Origin of the sequence: Aliifodinibius sp. S!AR15-10 (assembly GCF_031569985.1) — a bacterium.
Classification (GTDB): Bacteria; Bacteroidota; Rhodothermia; order Balneolales; family Balneolaceae; genus JAMQKA01.
In genome coordinates, this window is sequence record NZ_JAMQKA010000011.1 from 41,014 (window position 1) to 61,221 (window position 20,208).

Annotated in this window: 22 protein-coding genes; 15 read left to right on the forward strand and 7 right to left on the reverse strand. The window is 45.7% G+C overall.

The window, feature by feature from the left end; all coding sequences use genetic code 11:
- Positions 1 to 2 precede the first annotated feature (2 nt).
- From rpmG to NC796_RS09260, 6 genes are all read left to right on the forward strand, one after another.
- Positions 3 to 167, forward strand: a complete 165-nt coding sequence (gene rpmG / locus NC796_RS09235) for a 50S ribosomal protein L33 (protein WP_310684097.1) — start codon at positions 3 to 5, stop codon at positions 165 to 167.
- A gap of 10 nt (positions 168 to 177) precedes the next feature.
- Positions 178 to 351 carry a DUF4295 family protein gene (locus NC796_RS09240; RefSeq protein WP_310684098.1) on the forward strand — a complete coding sequence of 58 codons (174 nt, stop codon included), beginning with the start codon at positions 178 to 180 and terminating at the stop codon, positions 349 to 351.
- A gap of 234 nt (positions 352 to 585) precedes the next feature.
- Positions 586 to 1,041 carry a GatB/YqeY domain-containing protein gene (locus NC796_RS09245; protein ID WP_310684099.1) on the forward strand — a complete coding sequence of 152 codons (456 nt, stop codon included), beginning with the start codon at positions 586 to 588 and terminating at the stop codon, positions 1,039 to 1,041.
- Between the two features lie 9 nt (positions 1,042 to 1,050).
- Positions 1,051 to 1,608: a CvpA family protein gene (locus NC796_RS09250; protein WP_310684100.1), complete on the forward strand. Its 558-nt coding sequence runs from the start codon at positions 1,051 to 1,053 to the stop codon at positions 1,606 to 1,608.
- A 99-nt stretch (positions 1,609 to 1,707) separates the two neighbouring features.
- Positions 1,708 to 2,922 carry a tyrosine--tRNA ligase gene (gene tyrS, locus NC796_RS09255; protein WP_310684101.1) on the forward strand — a complete coding sequence of 405 codons (1,215 nt, stop codon included), beginning with the start codon at positions 1,708 to 1,710 and terminating at the stop codon, positions 2,920 to 2,922.
- 140 nt (positions 2,923 to 3,062) lie between these two features.
- Entirely contained in the window at positions 3,063 to 3,512 is a 450-nt protein-coding gene (locus tag NC796_RS09260; protein ID WP_310684102.1) for a MarR family transcriptional regulator, read from the forward strand.
- 507 nt (positions 3,513 to 4,019) lie between these two features.
- Here the strand turns inward: NC796_RS09260 and NC796_RS09265 are convergent.
- Positions 4,020 to 5,246, reverse strand: a complete 1,227-nt coding sequence (locus NC796_RS09265; protein ID WP_310684103.1) for an FtsX-like permease family protein — start codon at positions 5,244 to 5,246, stop codon at positions 4,020 to 4,022.
- Between the two features lie 653 nt (positions 5,247 to 5,899).
- On the opposite strand from NC796_RS09265, the gene NC796_RS09270 reads away from it, so the two are divergent.
- Positions 5,900 to 6,253 (forward strand): LuxR C-terminal-related transcriptional regulator, encoded by a 354-nt coding sequence (locus NC796_RS09270; RefSeq protein WP_310684104.1) that lies wholly within the window; start codon positions 5,900 to 5,902, stop codon positions 6,251 to 6,253.
- Between the two features lie 306 nt (positions 6,254 to 6,559).
- Complete coding sequence (locus NC796_RS09275) at positions 6,560 to 7,213, forward strand: sugar transferase (RefSeq protein ID WP_310684105.1); 654 nt, start codon at positions 6,560 to 6,562, stop codon at positions 7,211 to 7,213.
- Between the two features lies 1 nt (position 7,214).
- Here the strand turns inward: NC796_RS09275 and NC796_RS09280 are convergent, their stop codons facing one another.
- Complete coding sequence (locus NC796_RS09280; RefSeq protein ID WP_310684106.1) at positions 7,215 to 8,111, reverse strand: mechanosensitive ion channel domain-containing protein; 897 nt, start codon at positions 8,109 to 8,111, stop codon at positions 7,215 to 7,217.
- 242 nt (positions 8,112 to 8,353) lie between these two features.
- On the opposite strand from NC796_RS09280, the gene NC796_RS09285 reads away from it, so the two are divergent.
- Positions 8,354 to 8,911 carry an adenylate kinase gene (locus NC796_RS09285; protein WP_310684107.1) on the forward strand — a complete coding sequence of 186 codons (558 nt, stop codon included), beginning with the start codon at positions 8,354 to 8,356 and terminating at the stop codon, positions 8,909 to 8,911.
- A 141-nt stretch (positions 8,912 to 9,052) separates the two neighbouring features.
- Here NC796_RS09285 and NC796_RS09290 read toward each other — a convergent pair whose 3' ends face one another.
- Together NC796_RS09290 and dtd are read right to left on the reverse strand one after the other, a co-directional pair.
- Positions 9,053 to 9,943 carry an alkaline phosphatase family protein gene (locus NC796_RS09290; RefSeq protein ID WP_310684108.1) on the reverse strand — a complete coding sequence of 297 codons (891 nt, stop codon included), beginning with the start codon at positions 9,941 to 9,943 and terminating at the stop codon, positions 9,053 to 9,055.
- A gap of 12 nt (positions 9,944 to 9,955) precedes the next feature.
- On the reverse strand, positions 9,956 to 10,396 hold the full coding sequence (gene dtd, locus NC796_RS09295; RefSeq protein ID WP_310684109.1) for a D-aminoacyl-tRNA deacylase: 441 nt from the start codon (positions 10,394 to 10,396) through the stop codon (positions 9,956 to 9,958).
- 455 nt (positions 10,397 to 10,851) lie between these two features.
- On the opposite strand from dtd, the gene NC796_RS09300 reads away from it, so the two are divergent.
- The 3 genes from NC796_RS09300 to NC796_RS09310 are packed head-to-tail and all read left to right on the forward strand — an operon-like array spanning position 10,852 to position 12,754.
- Positions 10,852 to 11,373, forward strand: coding sequence for a YfiT family bacillithiol transferase (locus NC796_RS09300; protein WP_310684110.1), 522 nt, complete (start codon positions 10,852 to 10,854; stop codon positions 11,371 to 11,373).
- Between the two features lie 11 nt (positions 11,374 to 11,384).
- Entirely contained in the window at positions 11,385 to 12,392 is a 1,008-nt protein-coding gene (purM, locus tag NC796_RS09305) for a phosphoribosylformylglycinamidine cyclo-ligase (protein WP_310684111.1), read from the forward strand.
- 14 nt (positions 12,393 to 12,406) lie between these two features.
- Entirely contained in the window at positions 12,407 to 12,754 is a 348-nt protein-coding gene (locus tag NC796_RS09310) for a hypothetical protein (RefSeq protein WP_310684112.1), read from the forward strand.
- A gap of 59 nt (positions 12,755 to 12,813) precedes the next feature.
- Here NC796_RS09310 and NC796_RS09315 read toward each other — a convergent pair whose 3' ends face one another.
- The 3 genes from NC796_RS09315 to NC796_RS09325 form a co-directional block, all read right to left on the reverse strand.
- Positions 12,814 to 13,815, reverse strand: coding sequence for a matrixin family metalloprotease (locus tag NC796_RS09315; protein WP_310684113.1), 1,002 nt, complete (start codon positions 13,813 to 13,815; stop codon positions 12,814 to 12,816).
- 173 nt (positions 13,816 to 13,988) lie between these two features.
- Entirely contained in the window at positions 13,989 to 14,732 is a 744-nt protein-coding gene (locus NC796_RS09320) for a hypothetical protein (RefSeq protein WP_310684114.1), read from the reverse strand.
- The gene (locus NC796_RS09325) at positions 14,716 to 15,453 is read right to left on the reverse strand and encodes a hypothetical protein (RefSeq protein WP_310684115.1); all 738 of its coding nucleotides are present in this window, start codon (positions 15,451 to 15,453) and stop codon (positions 14,716 to 14,718) included. Before NC796_RS09325 ends, NC796_RS09320 begins: the two co-directional genes overlap by 17 nt.
- 86 nt (positions 15,454 to 15,539) lie before the next feature.
- On the opposite strand from NC796_RS09325, the gene NC796_RS09330 reads away from it, so the two are divergent.
- The 3 genes from NC796_RS09330 (at position 15,540) to NC796_RS09340 (ending at position 20,202) form a co-directional block, all read left to right on the forward strand.
- The gene (locus tag NC796_RS09330) at positions 15,540 to 16,991 is read left to right on the forward strand and encodes an SDR family oxidoreductase (RefSeq protein ID WP_310684116.1); all 1,452 of its coding nucleotides are present in this window, start codon (positions 15,540 to 15,542) and stop codon (positions 16,989 to 16,991) included.
- On the forward strand, positions 16,988 to 17,272 hold the full coding sequence (locus NC796_RS09335) for a cryptochrome/photolyase family protein (RefSeq protein ID WP_310684117.1): 285 nt from the start codon (positions 16,988 to 16,990) through the stop codon (positions 17,270 to 17,272). The genes NC796_RS09330 and NC796_RS09335 overlap by 4 nt, the downstream gene beginning before the upstream one ends.
- A 287-nt stretch (positions 17,273 to 17,559) precedes the next feature.
- Complete coding sequence (locus NC796_RS09340) at positions 17,560 to 20,202, forward strand: SusC/RagA family TonB-linked outer membrane protein (RefSeq protein ID WP_310684118.1); 2,643 nt, start codon at positions 17,560 to 17,562, stop codon at positions 20,200 to 20,202.
- Positions 20,203 to 20,208 lie beyond the last annotated feature (6 nt).

Consider the following 20,208-nt stretch of genomic DNA (forward strand, 5'->3'; position numbering starts at 1 on the left):
TTATGGCAAAAGGAAACCGCGTTCAGGTAATTTTGGAATGCACAGAAAAGCCGGGTTCTTCCCGTTACGTAACGACGAAGAACAAGCGCAACAATCCCGATCGACTGGAGTTGCGTAAATATAACCCGGTGCTACGTAAACACACTATCCATAAAGAAATTAAATAGAGATTGAGTCATGGCTAAGAAGCAAGTTTTTGGAGAAGAAGCGCAAAAATTGAAAGGCTCGCATCGCAAAATGGCGAAAGTCATTATCTCTACGAAGTCAACCAGAGGTAAATACGCCTTTAAAGAAGCGATGATAGATGAAGATGAAGTACGAGACTTCATCAGCCAGAATAAAGAAAACTGATTTTCGGTTCTTAAAGAATCCAGTTAAGAGGTTGCATCTGTTTAGCGGTGCAACCTTTTTTTTGCATACATTTTAACATCTGTTGCAGTTACTCAATCCCTAGGGGAAGAGAGTCTGTTTAGGGTTTAAATTTCTCATTGATATTTGGGGTTCAGGTTGAATGTTACGAGTAGATGTTAATAGTTCGCAACCTTAACCCTACAACTTTTAACCTGTAACTAATAAATCGGTACCATGTCTATCCAGGATCAGATTTTATCAGACCTAAAAGAGGCGATGAAAAACAAGCAGAAAGACCGCCTCAAGGTGCTGCGTTCGCTTAAGTCAAAACTGCTGGAACGCGAAATCAGCGAGCGTAAGGGCGGGGAAGCCTCCCTTTCCGATGAGCAGGTGACCGAGGTGCTGATGAAAGCGGCCAAGCAGCGAAAGGAGTCTATTGAGCAGTTTCAAGAAGGTGGCCGCGATGACCTGGTGGCCAGTGAAGAGCAGGAGCTGCAGATTATCGAATCGTACCTGCCGGAGATGCTCTCCGAAGAAGAAATCCGCGATATCGCCCGGCAGAAGATCGAACAGCTGGGCGCTGAAAACATGGCGGACATGGGCAAAGTTATGGGCGCCATGATGAGCGAGCTAAAGGGTCAGGCCGAAGGCAGCCTGGTCAGCAAAGTGGTCAAGGAAGAGTTATCATAAGCAGTCCACATGAATCTGCTAGACCTCGTAATACTGTTGCCGCTCATGTACTTCTCGTACAAAGGCTTTGTCAACGGCCTGATTAAGGAGGTGCTCAGTATTATAGGTATCATCCTGGCTGTTTTTCTTACCTTTGAATATATGGATTCGCTCAACGCCATCATCGGGCCCTATTTTGGCGGAAACGAATCCTACATTCCCTTTGTATCGGGAATTATCTTGTTTGTGGGAACCATCGCCGTGGTGCAACTTGTCGCTCATCTTTCAAAAAAGATGCTCGAGGCTATCAACCTCAACATATTGAATCGGCTTTCGGGAATGGCGTTTGGTTTCTTGAAAAGTGGCATTGTAATCAGTGCCATCCTTCTTATGCTGGCTGGATTTAACCAGCCTTCCGAAAAGGCGCGTAATGAGTCGGTCACCTATTCCACAATTGTATACTTGGCTCCACTGGCTTATGATGCTGTTGCTACTGTCTATCCCGGGGCCGAAAACTTTTCTGAAACGATCCAGAACACGCTGGATGAGTATAATCCTATACAGAATTTCCCAACGTTGGACCAGTAGACGTGCTTATGTGTTAAAGTGTTGATGTTTTAACGTTCGCATTTCAGCACTTTGACACATAAGCACATCAACACTTTAACACATTGAAAATTATTGAAGATGTCTTTTTTACCTGTTGAAGAACAACTGGAAGTGATCCGCCGCGGCACGGTGGAGATCGTCCCTGAAGAAGAACTTGTTGAAAAGCTAAAAAAATCGAAGAAGGATAATCAGCCGCTGAAGATAAAGCTGGGGTGCGACCCCACGCGTCCCGATCTGCACCTGGGGCACTCGGTGATTCTTCGCAAGCTGCGCCAGTTCCAGGACCTGGGACACGAGGCGATCCTGATTATCGGCGATTTTACGGCGATGATCGGCGATCCCACCGGGCAAAATGAAACCCGTCCTGCCCTTTCCGAGGAAGAGATCAAGGAAAATGCCTCTACTTACCTGGAACAGGCCACGAAAATCCTGGATGAAGAAAAAACGACTATTGTTTACAACTCGGACTGGCTTGGCTCCATGCAGTTCCAGGATGTGATTAAGCTGGCGTCCAAATTGACTGTGGCCCGTATGATTGAGCGGGATGATTTTTCCAAGCGATTTGAAGCCAACGAACCTATTTCATTGCACGAATTTCTCTACCCGCTGGCCCAGGGACAGGACTCAGTTCACCTGCACTCCGATGTTGAGCTGGGGGGCACCGACCAGAAGTTCAACCTGCTGGTGGGGCGTGAGCTCCAGAAAGATGACGGGCAGGAGCCCCAAATTTGCTTGATGATGCCACTGCTTGTCGGGACTGACGGTACCAAGAAGATGTCCAAATCCTATGACAACTATATCGGTATCACTGAAGATGCCAACGATATGTATGGCAAGGTGCTCTCAATTTCCGACGACCTGATCTATCCCTGGTTTGAGCTGATCACCGACATCCCGGTCGATGACCTTCCCAAATACAAGGAGAAAGCGGAAAAAGATCCGCGCAATGCCAAGCATGACCTGGCATTTACCCTCACTGCAATGTATCACGGCGGAGCTGCGGCAAAAGAGGCACGCAACCATTTTGAGCAAACGGTGATCAACAAGGAAATTTCTGATGACGCGCCCACCTATGAGTATGATGCCGGAGAGGAAGTGCGGTTACTGGATATCATTGCCGAAACGGGTTTTACGGAAAGCAATGGACAAACCAAGCGCCTTATCAAGCAGGGTGGAGTTTCCATCGATGATAAAAAGATTACTGACAAAGGGTACAGCATCACTTTTGAGGAGGATACTGAATTGGTCCTAAAAGTTGGTAAACGAAATTTCTGTTACCTGAAGGGAAAATAAGGAGATTAGTGGAATAGAGAGGATAGACCATAATATCGTGTTCCTCTTATTGTCATATTTCCCGATATCACCATCAATTGCATTCCTTTTAGAATCTGATATATTAATCTACATTAAACAATCCGAAAGACAGCAACACAATGGGCACGCACTACGAAGGGACAGACGAGGAGAAAACGACGCTCAATGCGTTCATTAAATTGATGCGTGCTACAGAGTCGGTAAACACCCGCCTGAACCGACATCTTGCCGATGCCGATATCACAGTGAGCCAGTTTGGCGTTCTGGAGGCCCTTCTGCACCTCGGTCCCCTGAATCAGAAAGCGCTCGGTGAAAAGCTCCTGAAGAGCGGGGGTAATATTACGATGGTGATCGACAATCTCGAACGATGTGGTTATGTAGAACGCCAGCGAGACCCAGAAGATCGCCGTTCCGTGCTCATACATCTTACTGAAGATGGGAAAAAATTCATCCAAGACTTCTTCCCTAAGCATCTTGAGGCCATAAAAAATGAGTTTTCTGTGCTCTCAAGGCAGGAAAAAGAGCAATTGGCAGAAATTTGCAAAAAATTAGGTCTACAGGGAAAATAATATACAATAATATTCCGGGCGGGTAGTTATATAAGCACCTATCAAGGTAAAATGTATATGTGTTTATTTCCCTAGTAAACATTTATTTCCATTAATCCCTAAAAGGAAGCAGGCTGATTACCTGCTTCCTTTTTCTTTTTACCTACCGATCAGATTGTATCAATTAACTAGGGCATCCTCAAAGGTTTTCATCCAATTGTTTACTAATACTTAGAAGAGTAAAAATGCGAATAAAATTAACCGGTAATTAGTGAAGATGCCCACTTGCCTTGCACTTGAACCGTGTTTTCAATGGCATCCCTACCCCGGTGTTTTTTACTGGAGGGGTGTTCATTTTTTCAATGAGGAAAAAATGAACCAAAAAACTAACCAGAAAATCCTAGATTTTGTTCTAACCTGACGTAAAAATGAAGCTCGCTTTGGATCTTTGCTACCACCTGCTGCAAGGATTTTCTGGAATCTGGAAGCTGCCAGTGATAGTGATTCATTCCTATCTGCAATCCTCTCCTATTCATACCGGATGGCCTCAGCCGGTTCCACGCCGGAGGCTCGTTTTGCAGGATACCAACTAGCCGCCAAGCAGAGCAGAAGCGTGCCCGCCAAGATAATTCCCACATCAAAGAGATCTATACTGGCAGGATAGGCATCAATGATGAACGCTGAGGAAAGCTTAATTAGACCATACTCCTTTTGGAGCCAGCTGAGTAATAACCCCAGTGATCCGCCGATACCGCAGCCAATAAGCCCGATATAAAGCCCTTGTTTGACGAAAATACTTTTAATTTTATCCGGAGAAAGTCCCATGGTAGACAGTATGCCGATATCCCGTTTTTTTTGGATTACAATCATCGTCAATGATCCTACAATGTTCAGCACCGCTACCAGAACAATGATCATCAAAATGACGTAGGAGCCCCATTTTTCAAGCAGCATCACATCATAGAGCGGTTTCTGCAGGTCATACCATGTTGAAATGGTGTAGTCCGACCCCAGCTTACTTTCAATTTCTGTTTTCACGGAGTTAGCCAGGTCACTATTGGTCAAGCGCAGATCGATGCCGGTAATTTGATTCCGGTATTCAAACAGCCGCTGAGCGGCCTCCAGGTCTACATACACGACGGGCTCGCTCACCACCTGCTGCATAAAATAGGAGCCGCGGACCTGGAAACGATATATACGCGGAAAGGAGAACTGGGTTAATGATTTCCGCATGCCCTCGGCACTGAGGAGGGCTACTTGGTCTCCCACCTCCAGGTTGAACTGGTTTAGCTGGCGCTCACTCATCACAACCCCAGGCTGTTTATTTCGAACGGAAAGATCAAAAGTGCCATTGGTCATCATCTCTTCTGCCTGATTAAGCCGGAAGAAGTCGTCTTTTCGGATCCCGCGAATGTCCACCACCTGATCTTGATTCTGTGCATGGGTGAGCAGGGCTTTGTCCGAAATGTATGGGGCGGCCACCATTACCTCCGGTATCGATTCCAGCTCTGAAACAAGATCCGGGTTGTACACCATCTCAGTAGTTGTAGCAGACTGAATCCTAATATCGGGATCGTAGGAGAGTAATAATCCCTTAATGACATCAAAAAAACCATTGAATACCGAAAGTACCACAATCAACAGGGCCGTACCAATGGTAATACCGGTAATACTAATAATGGTTAGCGTTGATATTAATGAGATATGTTTTCTCGAAAAAAGATACCTGCGGGCTATGTAACTGGTGCTTTCCATGATTCGCAAAGATAGGGATTATGTGGCACGGTTCCACTTCTCAATTTTTAGGGAAAGAGGGAGATTTTTTTACAACTATTGCACATTTTTAAAAATGTGCCAATCCACCGCTATTTTATTTACAACTCTTCTGCTCCATTTCAAATACCCCTTAGATAATCCAATAGAGCTTTTTTCCACCTTAATACCGACGAATATCAATCCCTTAAAGGCAAACACATTGGTAAATTTATAATAACGTGCCCGGTATAAGCCATTGTATTACAAATATTTCTTATTAAATATTGAAAGTTAATGTACAAGTTGTTAACGTAGGTAAAGCTTATTATTTGCACTCTTAATTGGATGATATAAATGTACGATTCAATTACTGGTGCATTTAGCAATCTGTATGGAATGCGGGTATAACAGGTGATGATAATCTGCCAGTTTCTCAGGCTTATCGTCAGTAGTGTTTTTTAAATATTCTAACCTAATATCTGTAATATTATTAATACCTTAGGCATTAAGACCGAGGGCAATTATTGTTTATCTAATTGTCCGGACTGTATGCGATACTGTAGTTAGTTTTCGGGGTAGTAGCTGTCTCAAAAAAAGAGATTGTGCTATTTACAACAAATAAGAATACCACCTTGCGAGAGGGAGGAATAACTATGAGCAAAAAAACAACAACCACACTTTCCAGCAAAGTATCCAACTTGCAGAACTTCATGGAGAGATACGGAGAACAAATCAACTCCCTGACTGATGAAGAAATCCAAGTCCTTCTCATGATTTCGAGTGGACTAGAAGAGTCGGATATTGCGTGCAGTGCCAATATACCTATCTCCGATGTTAAAATTCTCCACTCAAACATTAAGAAAAAGCTTTCTATTGAGACAAAGGAGGATTACGAAGAATATGCCATCGCTTTGGACCTGATTCGAATCTGGTTTGATTCACTTTCAATTGTACTTGAGAAAGATTTTAATACCAGGTTTTCGATGGCCGACTCGTTAAAGCAGTAATCCCAAAAGATCAGTTTAAGCTTTTAACCCAAGTGCATTGTCACCCGCACCAGGGTTATCTGAAGGTGTCAGTCTATCTCTTTCCTTCTATTCTATTAATTTTAATCTGCCCACTCTCAACTGCGTATATAACATTCCAACGCGTGCGCTAGCTTGGCAGAATCTTAAAAAGAAATTAATTTATTTTATCTGAAAAATATATGAGCTTTCTGAGAGTTATTCTGGCGCGTATTAACCTCTGGAAAACACCCATTTGCAAGTTATATCATGGGTTACTCATGCTTTTAAAAACATATTAAATAAAGGATGCAGACGATATCTGCAATTGGGGATGAGAAGCTCTCGGCAAGGGAAAAAATAATGCTCGAGAAGCAGCTGCCGTACAAATCAAAGCATCATCTAAATGGACCTTCAGTTGACTACTTTTTTCATGAACTGAAATATGAGGAGGGATTTTTACAACGATGGGTCACCCGGTGCTTTGGGGGGCTTCTTTTTTTATTGAACTTGCTGATACTTCCCCTAATTTCCATTGGAGTTTTGCTTTCAGGTGCCTCCACGATGCTGCAAAAGGAGAAAAGAATCGGCTTTAGGGGACATCCCATCATTTTATGGCAGTTTCCCACAGAAAATGAAAGTGGGGAATCGTTTTCATTTGGGCGCTTTTTGGACAGATCGGGTCTTTACAAACTTCCCTGGTCTATCAATATGGTGAAGGGGGAGCTTTTGCTTGTCGGTCCCAAACCTCTGCTCGAAGAAGACAGCCTGAAGTGGAACAACACCTATGATGAGTTCTACAAGCGCTATGCCACAAAACCCGGCTTTTTTGTGATAGGCGGTCCCTCTGCGCATTCCAGTGAAGACCAGGTTGAACATATTCTTCAGAAAGAATTTGAATATGTGCTAAAGCCTTCTATTAAAAAAGATTTTGCTATAATTCTGGGATCCAGTCCTGCTTAAACTAATCATGCGCCTCTTTATCATCTTGGGGTTTAATTGGCAACTCCACTGAAGAGCGCATATGCAGGTCGCGTTGCGGAAACGGAATTTCCACCTTGTTTTCCCTGAATTTATGGACAATTGCCTGGTTTAGTTCATTTCGTACCCTCGGATGATTTTTTACGTCCGCAATCCAGGCGCGAAGCTGCATATTCCACGCGGAATCTCCAAAACTGGTGAGATGTACCTGCGGCTCCGGTTTTTTCTGTACGTGCTCATTTTCATCGGCAACTTTATGAAGGCACTGCAGAACAATCTCGAGATCGGAGCTATAGGACACTCCCACTTCAATATCAACGCGGAAGGTGGGATCCCCATGTGAATAGTTGATAACATCCTGCGAGACAAACTCCGAGTTCGGAACGATTATCGAGATATTATTCAGTGTCCGAATTTTGGTTGACCGGATGTTTATTTCGATGACATCACCCTCGATATCCCCCACCATGACGCGGTCTCCTATGCTGATCGGCCGTTCAAAAAGGATGATCAGGCCCGAGATAAAATTCGAGGTCACATTTTGCAGTCCAAAACCGATACCAACTGACAAGAGGCCGAATATTACAGCCAATCCACTCAGATCAATCCCGATAAACTGGAAGGAGATCAAGGCACCTATGGTAATGATAGTGTATTGGGAGATACGGGAGAGGGTATAACTGGTGCCTTCATCAATCTTGAACCGCCGCAGAATTCGCCGGTTCAAAGTCTTGCGTACCATCACCCCCAGGATGATAAAAGCCGTTATAAAAAGAAAAAAAACAAACACCGACATTACGGTAACCGGTGTCTCATTAATCCGAAAAAGAACAAAATTGAGGATCTTATTGATATACTCCAGAATATCGGTCCAGGTCATAGCACATATAGTTTATGATAATCAGGATGCTGAAAATAGTTAGAGCCTCCAGTAAAAGCTAAAATAGAACGCGGATAACACAGATGCTACGGATAAATACTAATATAATATAGTAACTTTAATCAGTAGTGATCTGTTGTACCCGTTTCATCCATGTTCCTTCGACCGCAATAATTGAATCTGCAGGGCTTTTCTTCTATCTTCCGGGTCTCAAAATATTAACCTCAAGTTATTTAAAAAGAATGCAAATTATCATTTTTGGCCCTCCCGGCGCCGGCAAAGGAACACAGGCAAAAAAAATAGCTGAAGAGTATGAGATCCCCCATCTTTCGACGGGAGAAATTTTCCGATCGGCTATCAAAAATGAAACCCCGCTCGGGAAAAAGGTAAAATCGATACTGGACGCCGGTGACCTGGTGCCCGACCAGACCGTAGTGGACCTTGTGGAAGAAGAGCTCAAAAAAGATAAGTATGAGGACGGGTACATCCTGGACGGTTTTCCACGCACCGTTCCCCAGGCCGAGGCCTTTGATGAAATTCTGGACTCTAACGGCAAAACGCTGGACGCCTTCCTCGTCCTTGAAGTACCTGAACAGGAGCTTGTTGATCGAATCCTCAGTCGCGGCGAGGGTCGCTCAGACGACACTGAAGAAGGCATCAAAAACAGGCTGGAAGTCTATGAAAAAGAGACCGCGCCTGTCTTGAATTATTACAAGGAGCAGGGCAAAGTTAACGCCATTGATGGTGTTGGTTCTATTGATGAGATTTTTAGCAGAATCAAGGACGCCCTGGAAAAGTAGGCTAGTTTCTCCGAATTAATTAGTTTTCAAAAAACCGCCGGATTCACACAGATATGATCCGGCGGTTTTTTTATTTGGCCAACCAGATCAACATCTTCAGACCTTGTGAGATCCTGAAACAAGTTCAGGATGACACAATGGTTATAATACCTTTAGGGCCGTTGGCGTAATATCCTGGATACTATCTACTTGTTCAAAAGCTTCCGCCACGGGACCTTTTACAAACAGGGGCACTTGGTTAAAAGTATGAGTCTTGGTCGACAGATCCTCCACATTGCCGTGATCACTGCTCAAAAGTATGGTATCCCGCTCCCTCCTGTTTTGGATCAGGTACTGCAGGAAAAGATCAAACCTGTGAAGCACATCTTCCGCCTTTGCGTGACTTCGGGCATGCCCGGCCTTGTCTGTTAGGTAATATTCATATAGCACAAGATCATTATTTACGGCCGCATCCAGCATCCGTTGGCCCGCCTCGGCAGGTTCTATTTTTGGGACCTCTATGCCCAGCTGCTCCCGCCAAGCTTCCTGGGTAATTTCCGCCGTGATGGCACTTCCCTCTTTCAGGTCCCGTTCTGTATGCAGCCGAATACCGGCGCTTTTTGTCATCAACGTTGTGCAGCTCCAGCGGTTTCTCTTCTCCGATCGATCAAAGAAAATATCAGGATAGGCGTTCATAAACACGCAGCTTTTTCCCAGCTCCGTCGCCCTCTTGAAGATACTCCTGTTTCTCAGCCCGGGTTTGGTTTTTGAATGTGGAAAGGGTCCAAAATGGCGACCAACAATTTTAGCCGCATTTTCTCCCGTAAACAGGGTGGCCTGCCCCGTCCCGCTTTGGGGCAATCCCTCGATCCCTAATGTAGCATCAATTCCTTTAAAAAGGTGGTAATTCTCTGCAACATTCTCCGCTCGGCCCGAAAAAGACTGCCCCCTGCACATAGCTTCAAAGCCAGCATACTGCTGCCGGGTGAACGGATTATTTCGACCCTCTTCTCCAAGGCCTACCCCATCAATAAACAGAAAGATTATGGCCATCTACGCTACCTGTCAGCGATCCAATATTATCGTTACGGGACCATCATTAAGGAGTTCTACATCCATATAAGCCCCAAAAACTCCCGTTTCTACATTCACATCGGAATGTTCTTTAAAATAACTAATCATCTTTTCATAAAGTTCTTCCGCCTTATCCGGACCTGCAGCCTTGATATAACTGGGACGATTTCCCTTTTCAGCATCACCATACAGTGTAAACTGGGAAACCACCAATAGCTCGCCCCCCACATGCTGTACTGAATCATTCATTTTTCCACTCTCATCATCAAATATTCGGAGTTTCAGTATCTTCTCGCACATCCATTCCAACTCCTCTTCTGAGTCCTCTTCATGGATTCCAACCAGTAATAATAATCCATTTTGGATCGAACCCGTTTCTTTGTTATCGACCTCAACTTTGGCGTGACGCACGCGCTGTACTACCACTCGCATATCTAAGTCCCATTTATTTCCGTGGATAACTCTGTGGAAAACTTATAACAGAGAAAATCTACTTTAATTTTAGGAGAGTTCTCAACAACACTTAACAATGAATCGGAGTTATCCACAGGTTGTCCACGTTGATTTTCGTGTTAATAAAAAGATAAATATCATAACTGCGAAAGTGTGGATTGTGGATAACTGATAATCTTACCCGTAAATCCCTGTTATTTAAAGGGAATATTATCCACAAAAGATATCCACATTCCTCCCACAATTTTGTCAAGGGGGGTGTAATATTTTCTTTTCAACTTATCCACAGTTTCTACTACGTACTACTAACAATATTAATCTTATTATACTTGTATAAAACGCGAGGAAAACGTGGATAAAATCCTTTTAAAAAGATTGGCCTTTATTTCTATATTTTGATCAGTCGGTTCAACGTAATCTTTAGTAACGGTTCAATGGAAAATCTTAAATACCCTGTTGGTCAAGACCTCTCTCCCGAAGAGTTTTCTGCTGATCGAACTAACCAACAGATCGAAGAGATTAAATCACTCGCGGGTAAACTTCGCAAAGCTGTTAGTCCGCTGGCCGACCAGCAGCTTGACACCGCGTACCGCCCCGGGGGATGGACCGTGCGACAGGTCGTTCATCACATCGCCGATAGTCACATTAACAGCTACATCCGCATGAAGTGGGCTCTTACCGAAAAGGATACCACAATCAAACCCTACAACCAGGGGGCGTGGGCCGAACTCGCTGATTATGAAGCCCCTGTTGAAGTTTCCCTTGATCTGATCACCAGCCTCCATACCCGCTGGGGATACCTGCTGGACAGCCTGACCGAGAAGCAGCTGATGATAGAATACAACCACCCTGAATCAGGCAAACAGTCCCTTTGGCGACATATTGACCATTATGCGTGGCACGGCCGACATCATCTGGCGCATATTACTTCACTAATCGAAAGAAAAAACTGGTAGTACCGAATTTTATGAGCAAGAAAAAGAGCATCACCTACAAAGACTCCGGCGTCGACATTGAGGCGGGCGAAGAGATGGTCAATTCCATTAAAGGAGTGGTTCGCGAGACCCACAACGCTTCGGTTCTAACCGATATCGGGGGATTTGGCGGGTTTTTCCGCCCGGACCTGGCCAATTTTGATGATCCTGTATTTGTGAGCAGTGTTGACGGGGTGGGAACCAAGCTGATTGTGGCGTTTAAAACCGAGAGATACGACACCGTGGGACAGGATCTGGTCAACCACTGCGTGAATGATATTGCCGTTTGTGGTGCCCAGCCCCTCTTTTTCCTGGATTACTTTTCTACCGGCAAGCTGAAGCAAAATGTGGGATATGATGTGGTTAAAGGATTTTCAAAAGCCTGTAAAGAAAATGGGGTGGCACTGATCGGGGGCGAAACGGCCGAGATGCCCGATATCTACAGCGAGGGCGAATTTGACCTGGCCGGTACCATCGTGGGTATTGTGGATCGTGATGAAATTATTAATGGTAAAAATATCCAGAAAGGCGACCTCCTGCTTGGCTTTGAGAGCAGTGGTCTGCATACCAACGGGTACTCTTTGGCGCGGAAGGTGCTGTTTTCGGAATACGATGTCAGCGATCACGTAGAGCAGCTCGGCACCACCGTGGGTGATGCTATGCTCTCGGTGCACCGATCGTACCTGTCGCTTATTTCAGAACTGAAGGGTATCGATGAGGTGAATGGATTTTCTCATATCACCGGGGGCGGGATCGTGGGCAACACCAAGCGGATCCTGCCGGAAGGGCGCTCACTCGATATCGATTGGGACAGCTGGGACCGGCCGGCCATTTTTAAGTTGATCCAGGAACTGGGTAACGTTCCCGAAGACGATATGCGGGCGACCTTCAACCTCGGCATTGGTCTGATCGCCGTGGTGGATCCGGAGGCCGCAGACGAGGTGAGAGACTGGGCAGAGAAAAATGACGAGTCAATTTATGAGCTGGGAACGGTAAAGTAATTTGAATTTATCATATGCCGAAAGTCTACCTGCTAAAAATAGCACACGGCCGTAGTGGTGACAAAGGAAACACCAGCAATGTGGGGATCATCGCCCGGCATCCCGATATCTATCCTTTCCTCAAAGAGAAGCTTACGGCCGAGGTTGTCAAAGAGCATATGAAGAATATTTGCAAGGGCAAGGTGGAGCGGTATGAGATGTCCAACATCGGGGCGCTCAACTTCGTGCTGCACGAGAGTCTCGGCGGCGGTGGTACCGTTTCACTGAAGATCGATGCCCAAGGCAAAACGCATGCCTTTACGCTGCTCCGCATGAAGCTGGAGGTGCCGGATGAGTTGTTGCGACTGGTGGAAGCTAGCTAATTCCGTGTATCTGCCAAAGTGTTTCAGTCTCGCTTGGATGGAATTCCTGGTAATTCGTTTTAATTCCTTGGCCAGTCACCATATAAACTTTTATACGAAGCGTTATCCGTCCCCAAAAGATCCCGCTGGGTACCCAGTATAATGGCATTCATTACAGCCCGCGGTGCAACATGCAGCCTGATATTTCCGGCCCTTTCACCGGTGATAAAAATTCTGCCAAAGTGCCCCAATCCCAAAGTGTGGCCATTTTCGTGTAATGCTACGGTTTCAATATCGATTGCGTCAGCATTATTACCCAAAGTTGTCCAAAGAAAATCGTCGTTGTACCAGACTTCCTTAAGGGCGATATCAAGAAAACCATCATTATTGATATCAGTGGGATTGTCATTTTCATCCACCCATACAAATGTAAATGTTACTCCTAAAACAATATCCCTGGCACCCGGTTCCAGCACTTGGTCAAACAGCGCACCCGGGAGAAATCCTATCTCTGATATATCCGCTAAAAAAGGATTTCCTCCCAAAATAATACTGGGATTAGCTGCAGTGGTTGGCTTTTTAATAATATTAAGCTTTGGTTTTTTGCTAACGCTATTCCATGTGTTAAAAGAGGCGTCAATGGCAGGGATACCACTTACTTGATCAGCGGTACTAAAATTGGCAAGTGAAAAGGGTCCCCAGATAATATAATTAAGGTTGTTGCCATCGGCACCGCGGCGTGTATCACCCGGCACCCATTGCGAGGGCAGCCGCAGGGTACGATCATTGGCAAAGATTGTCTGCCCCTCGGCGATGTTGGATCCACCGCCAAAGGTTACCGTTTCAGCATGGGACAGGCGCATGTTCAACCCGTTTTCAGCAAGCATTTTGTTTATATCCTGCATGTTCGGGATCACTCCAAAACTGATTCTATTTGATGAATTAAAAGCTTCACCGGCTTGTGATTCTAAAATTGGCGTGTTCTGATTGCGGGCATCAAAATTTGTATTCATCTCACTGCAAGAAGTGGACAGCAAAAAGAGCAAAAGCAGTACAACGAAAAGGTTTAATTCCTTAAGCATAATACCTCCCTTCCCTAATTATATCGGCATAGAGTATATTTAACTTTAAATATTTTATACCCTAATAACAATGAAAGTAGAAATGATTGGTACTAAAAACGCGTATTTTCTTACCTGCGGAACTACTTCACAGTAATTATAGTGTTTCCAACAAAGGGCGAGTTGACTTACGACTATCGATTTTTCTTCCAATGCAAAATATCGGAAGGCTGTACGTTAACGATCAGTGTTACCTCCTCGGCCTGCTCATCGCCTGCAGTATAGTCCGGCTTGTCCGAACCAATGATTCGCAGCAGCGTATCCGACGGCGACTCTCCAAATCGGTAGCTTCCGGGCTCCAGCTCGCTGTAGCTTGGCAGATTTTCAATATGTAAATCTTCAAAAGAACCGCCACCCCCACCCTGCTCTTCCGGCAATACCAGGTATTGATAACTTTCGGTGGCCAAGGTCGAAAGGTTCAGCCGTATTTCATCTGTTTTGGATGATCTGCTGGCACTAACCTTGGAGTTGTCATAAATGAAGGTATACATGCCAACCTCAACGCTCATCATAAACAGTGCTGAAATCGTAATGATCAATCCACTGACAAATCCGATGAAGGAATTACTATCGGTTGGTTCATCATTCCCGTTCAGTCCACAAAGAAGGAATAGTCCCGGACCAATAATGAATAAAATAATAATGCCCGCCAGCGCGCTAAGCCGTTCTTTTGTGTAAACAATTTCACCAGGTGTCCCCTCAGAAAATATTTCAATTGCTATAGCGGTAGATACCCTGTACGCGTTTCGCCATGGCTCAACTGTATTTCCCACCTCAAAATATTGTAGCATCTCGGGGATTAGAATAGTAATTGAAATTGATGACAGGAATATGGCGACCCAACCTAATGCAGAGATTTGTTTAATTTTCTCTTTCATAGTTAACCCCTCCTTCTGTTAGAATCGCCCGGTACTGCATTTTGCCTTTTCCACCATCATAATTTTGGAATGACGGATCACGACCTCTCACCTGCAGCGACTGTGCAATAATAATCACGCTGTCCCTGCCGATTTCTTTTAAGAAAAACAGCGGAGATTCCTCATGAACATCTGCAAGCTGTTTTGGTACGAATCTCATTTCGCCATTGATGGTTTCTATCTGCCCGCCATACCGAGCCCTGAATATCTGTGTGACGGTAGAATCGCTTTTGTTACCTTGCTTGTGAAATCTGCTTAGAGAATGTAACAGCGGTTCTTGCGTATGTGCCAGTGAAACACCTTTATCAATTGTTTTGCGAATATCCATCAAATTTTGGTGTTGCCATTCGGCCATGTCGTAGTTGAATAAACCGGAATAAATTGTGAGGGCACCAAGCAATGCAAGAGCCCCTATCCCAACGTCCCGGTCAACTGTAGATCGTCCCATCTTCAGAATATAAATCACAAGACCAGTGAAATAGAGTCCCACAATCCCCATGGCACAAGTTATGGGAGACCATAAATAGCCTGCCTGACCTGGGATATAAAAAGCAATAATGGTGAGAACTGTTACACCGAAAATCCACCACCCTTTATGCATATGTACTCCTGATTCTATTTTAATTTCTAGTATAATGATGAATATTATTTCAATGATTAAATCCTTAATAGTTTGAGACATGGATCTGGAGAATATCAAGGAGGGAACGAAGCACTTCCGGCGGGTGGTTATACGTCAAATCACAAAAAGATAATCTTATTTTCCAGATGAAGATACTGCTCACCGGTGCCACGGGATACATCGCCAAGCGACTGCTTCCCGTATTACTTGATGGAGGTCATACTGTTGTATGTTGCGTGCGAGATAAGAAGCGCTTCGACACTTCCAAGTACAATACGGATCTGCTTGAGGTGATAGAATTGGATTTCCTGGAACCCGATTCTCTGGACGTAGTCCCGGAAGATATCAACGTCGCCTACTACCTGATACACTCGATGGCCTCAGCTGGTGAGGACTTTGAGTCGCTGGAACAGAAAGCCGCACAAAATTTCACTGATCGCATTCAGCGGACCCAAGCAGAGCAGATAATCTACCTCAGCGGCATCGTAAACAGTGAAGAACTCTCCAAACATCTGCGCTCCCGAAAGCAGGTGGAGGATATCCTGGCGTCGGGCTCCTGTCCGCTGACCACCCTGCGGGCCGGCATCATCGTGGGATCCGGGAGTGCATCCTTTGAGATCATTCGCGATCTGGTGGAAAAGCTACCCGTGATGATCGCCCCAAAATGGCTCAACACCCCCACCCAGCCGATCGCCATCCGTAACGTGATCCAGTTCCTGGGCGGGGTGTTGGGGAGGAAGGAAACCTTTGGAAATACTTACGATATCGGCGGACCGGAAGTGCTAACATATAAAGAGATGCTTCAGAAGTTTGCCAAAGTTCGCAACCTGAAGCGCAGGATCATCACAGTTCCCGTAATGTCGCCAAGACTCTCCTCCTACTGGCTCTATTTTGTGACTTCAACCTCCTACCGGCTGGCGGTGAACCTGGTTAACAGCATGAAAGTGGAGGTTGTGGCCAAAGAAAATGAACTGGATCAGCTGCTTGGAATTGAGCTAATTCCATACGATGAAGCAATTCAGCTGGCCTTCGACAAGGTGGAGCAGCAGGAGGTGCTCTCGAGCTGGACTGACGCCCGTTCCAGCAAAGTGCTTGAGGGTGGCATATCAAATCTTATCGAGGTGCCCAGCTATGGCTGCTTCAAGGATCAGCAATCACGGAAAATAACAGATGAACAGGTAGTTATCGACAAAATATGGGCGATTGGCGGCAAAACTGGCTGGTACTACGGCAATTGGCTGTGGGAGATCAGGGGCTTTCTTGACAAGCTGGTAGGCGGGGTTGGACTGCGCCGTGGACGTAAGAGCAGCACTGAAATAACGGCGGGCGATTCTTTAGATTTCTGGCGAGTTCTCTATGCGGATAAAAAAGAGAAGCGCCTTCTGCTCTATGCCGAGATGAAGCTGCCGGGAGAGGCGTGGCTCGAATTTAGGATCACTGATAACACCCTCTACCAGGTCGCCACATTTCGCCCCCTGGGCGTATGGGGAAGGCTGTACTGGTACACACTGTTGCCCTTCCATGGATTTATTTTCGATGGCATGATCAACAAGATTACAGAAGTGCCGGATACCGAACCGCAGGAAGTGATAAAATGAGTGCCATAACCCTCCTGTTTTCACACCAGCTGTTTGAGCAAAATCCTGCTATTCAAGTTGGAAGAAAAGTAATCTTGGTGGAAGAGCATCTTTTCTTCAAACAGTATCCATTTCACAAGCAGAAGCTGCTGTTTCACCGTTCCTCGATGCAGTTCTACCGGGATCACCTGGACGACCGGGGGATTGAAGTGGAGTATATTGAATCCCGGGATCCGAAATCTGATTTCCATAAGCTGATACCAAAACTCAGGCAGAAGACTGACGGAAGCGGCCCGGACTGAGGAGATTGAACTGGTGGAGCATGATCAGCAGAGGAGTTTCTTGAAACATCATAATTTGGCTAATGCAGGCTGCATCAAGCTATGTTCAAATAGGTAAAGTTGCTCCCCGGAACGAATTGGTGTGAAACGTAAAAAATGAGTAAAAATAGAAGAAAGGTCCTATACCCTGATAATATCCTGCACTTTTATTAAAATGGAATGAATTGGAGTCAGTATAAACACAACTAGGGATGGGGAAAACAAAGGAATGCAACTCTGTATGTAGATCTGTTTTAATAATCAGTTTAGTGCTTCTTCCAGTAGTGGGAGTAGGCCAAACTGCTACTATCCAATCTGATGACAGTCTCGGAAACGGCTTCCTCAATTCCTACTGGAATGAAAATGCAAAACATACCCACAGTCCGCTGGAACTGCTACAGGGAGATATCCCCGGTCTCCACATCACCAAACCCGGCTCGGATCCCAACGGTCATTTCGATGTGAGGATTCGCGGTTTAACGACCCTGCTGAATGATGCTCAGCCCCTGTATGTGATTGACGGCGTACCTGGCGTGCCCCTCTCTATGGTAGATCCGCAAAACATTGAGTCCATTGAGGTCGTGAAAGGAGCTTCTACAGCGCGGTGGGGTATTCGTGGTGCCCGTGGCGTCATTAGAATAAAAACAAAGGAACCACAAGCTGGAAAGATTTCTGCAGAATTTCGTAGCTATGTGGCATTGGATCAGCTCGGCCCTGCCTACGATGTGCTGGATGCTGCGGACTACCTGGAAAAGCAGGAACGGATATCCGGAAGCTACGAACGCCCAAGTCCACAAGAGAACAACTGGATCGACATTATTACACGAGCAGCTCCCTCAACAGCTAGTAATTTTTCAGTGACCGGCGGTACAGAAGCATTGGGTTACCGCGTGGCGCTGAACTGGAAAAATGTAGAAGGCATTGCGATCCATACAGGGTACGACAGGCTCAACGGGCGCCTTCATCTGCAAAGCAAACTGTTGAATGATAAACTGGATTTGGGCCTTAGCATGGCGGGAACAAGTGAAAGCTCAGATATAGGGTTCAAGGAAGCCTTTAAATATGCCGTCACCTTCAATCCGACTGCACCGAGGCAAGGCGGAAATGAGCAATTTGGTGGATTTTACCAATTCAACCAGTTTGACTATTACAACCCGCTGGCGATCATGGAGCAAAATATGCATGAGGGCAAGGATCGGCAACTGTCCGGCAGCCTGAAGGCTACGTATCATTTAAATGCGGTGTTAGAGGGGCTTTCGGTAGAAGTGTTGCTCTCAATAACGAGAGAAGATCTTTTCAGGGGTGAGTTTTATCCAGCTGAAAGTTTTTACCAGGGATATGACAGCAACGGCTTTGCCCGGACGCAGTCAGATGACAAGACCAATCGAAGGGGGGATTTTCGTCTGCATTGGCAAGACTATGTTGGGGAGAATCTGCAGGTTCGTGCTGACATCGGCTATATGGCACAAAACCTGTTCCATGAGTACCGGCTGAAAGTGGCTGAGAATATCCCGAATGCAGAGAGTTACACAGTAATTGAAAACAGGGGTAATGATGTGTTGGAAGGTGATTCAGATGTTGTGGAAGAAGATCACCTGCTTGCCGCTTTTTATGGCAACGCTAAAATTGATGGTGCGGCCTGGTATCTCGAGGGTGGACTTCGGTACGAGGGCTCCTCATACCTTGGAAGTAATAGTAAATGGGGAATGTTTCCTTTTGTCCGCGCCGGGTACGATATAAACAGCATCCTGGATTTTAGTTTTGCGGAATCACTGACGCTACATGCGGGATATGGCCTGGCGGGCAATGTGCCTGTACGCAGCGGTTGGTCGAAAGACCTGTATCAGCCCAGCGGGTATTATTACCAGGATGGTGAATACCTGCCAACGTATACCCAGTCGCAGGGACGAAATTCCGATCTGAAATGGGAGTCGACTGCAATGTGGAATAGTGGGTTCGATTTTGTATCTGCCGGGGGCCGTTTTAAGAGTAATATTGACCTTTTTTTACATAGGAGCAGCGATCTGATCATGAATGCAGAGCTACCGAATCCACCCTATTCCGGGAATCGCGGGTACCTGAATATAGGAGAAATCACCAACCGGGGAATTGAGATCGGTATGCAGTATGAAGTTATTCAACAGCTGAGTCTTTCCTATTCCACAGGGTTGAATATCAGTACAATTAAGACCTCATATGGCTCTCTTTCCAATGATTTTTATAGTCTGGATGGACAATTACGGGGATTTCCCTCTGGGGCTTGTGGGTGCAGCGTCACTTTTCTGCGTATCCAAGAGAAAGCGCCGGCCGGACAATTACATGGGCCGGAATTCGTAGGCTTTAATGGGGACGGTGAGTGGATTCTCAGGCAGACTGACAGGGTTAACGACTGGCCAAACATTGGCAACGGACTGCCAACGGCAATGCTGGGGTGGTTTCATCGACTTAAGTTTGGCAACTGGAGGTTTGGAGTGCTCCTGAGAGGTGTTTTTGGGCATGACCTGGTATCTGAAACAAGATTGACGTATGAAAACAGGAATCTTGGGACCTACAATATTTTGGAAAGCAGCCCGAAAAACCTGGAAGAATTCAATAACTGGAGCAGCTATTACGTAGAAGATGGCGATTACCTGGAGCTGGAGAACCTTACGGTATCTTATCAACTACCACTTGGGCAGAGCAACAGGGATAAAACGGTTGAGCTCTTTTTGGGAGTAGAAAACTTGGTTACAATAACCGAGTATTCAGGTATCGATCCGTCAGCGCGTTTGGAAGATCCCGCGGTTAACTTCTTGTCGAACGGGAGTCTTCCTCAACCCCGGCAAACGGATGTGATGGTCCCCGGCATCGACCGCCCCTCTACTTGGCTGAATTCCCGCACCTGGCTGGTAGGCGTGGATCTACAATTTTAGCCCGGG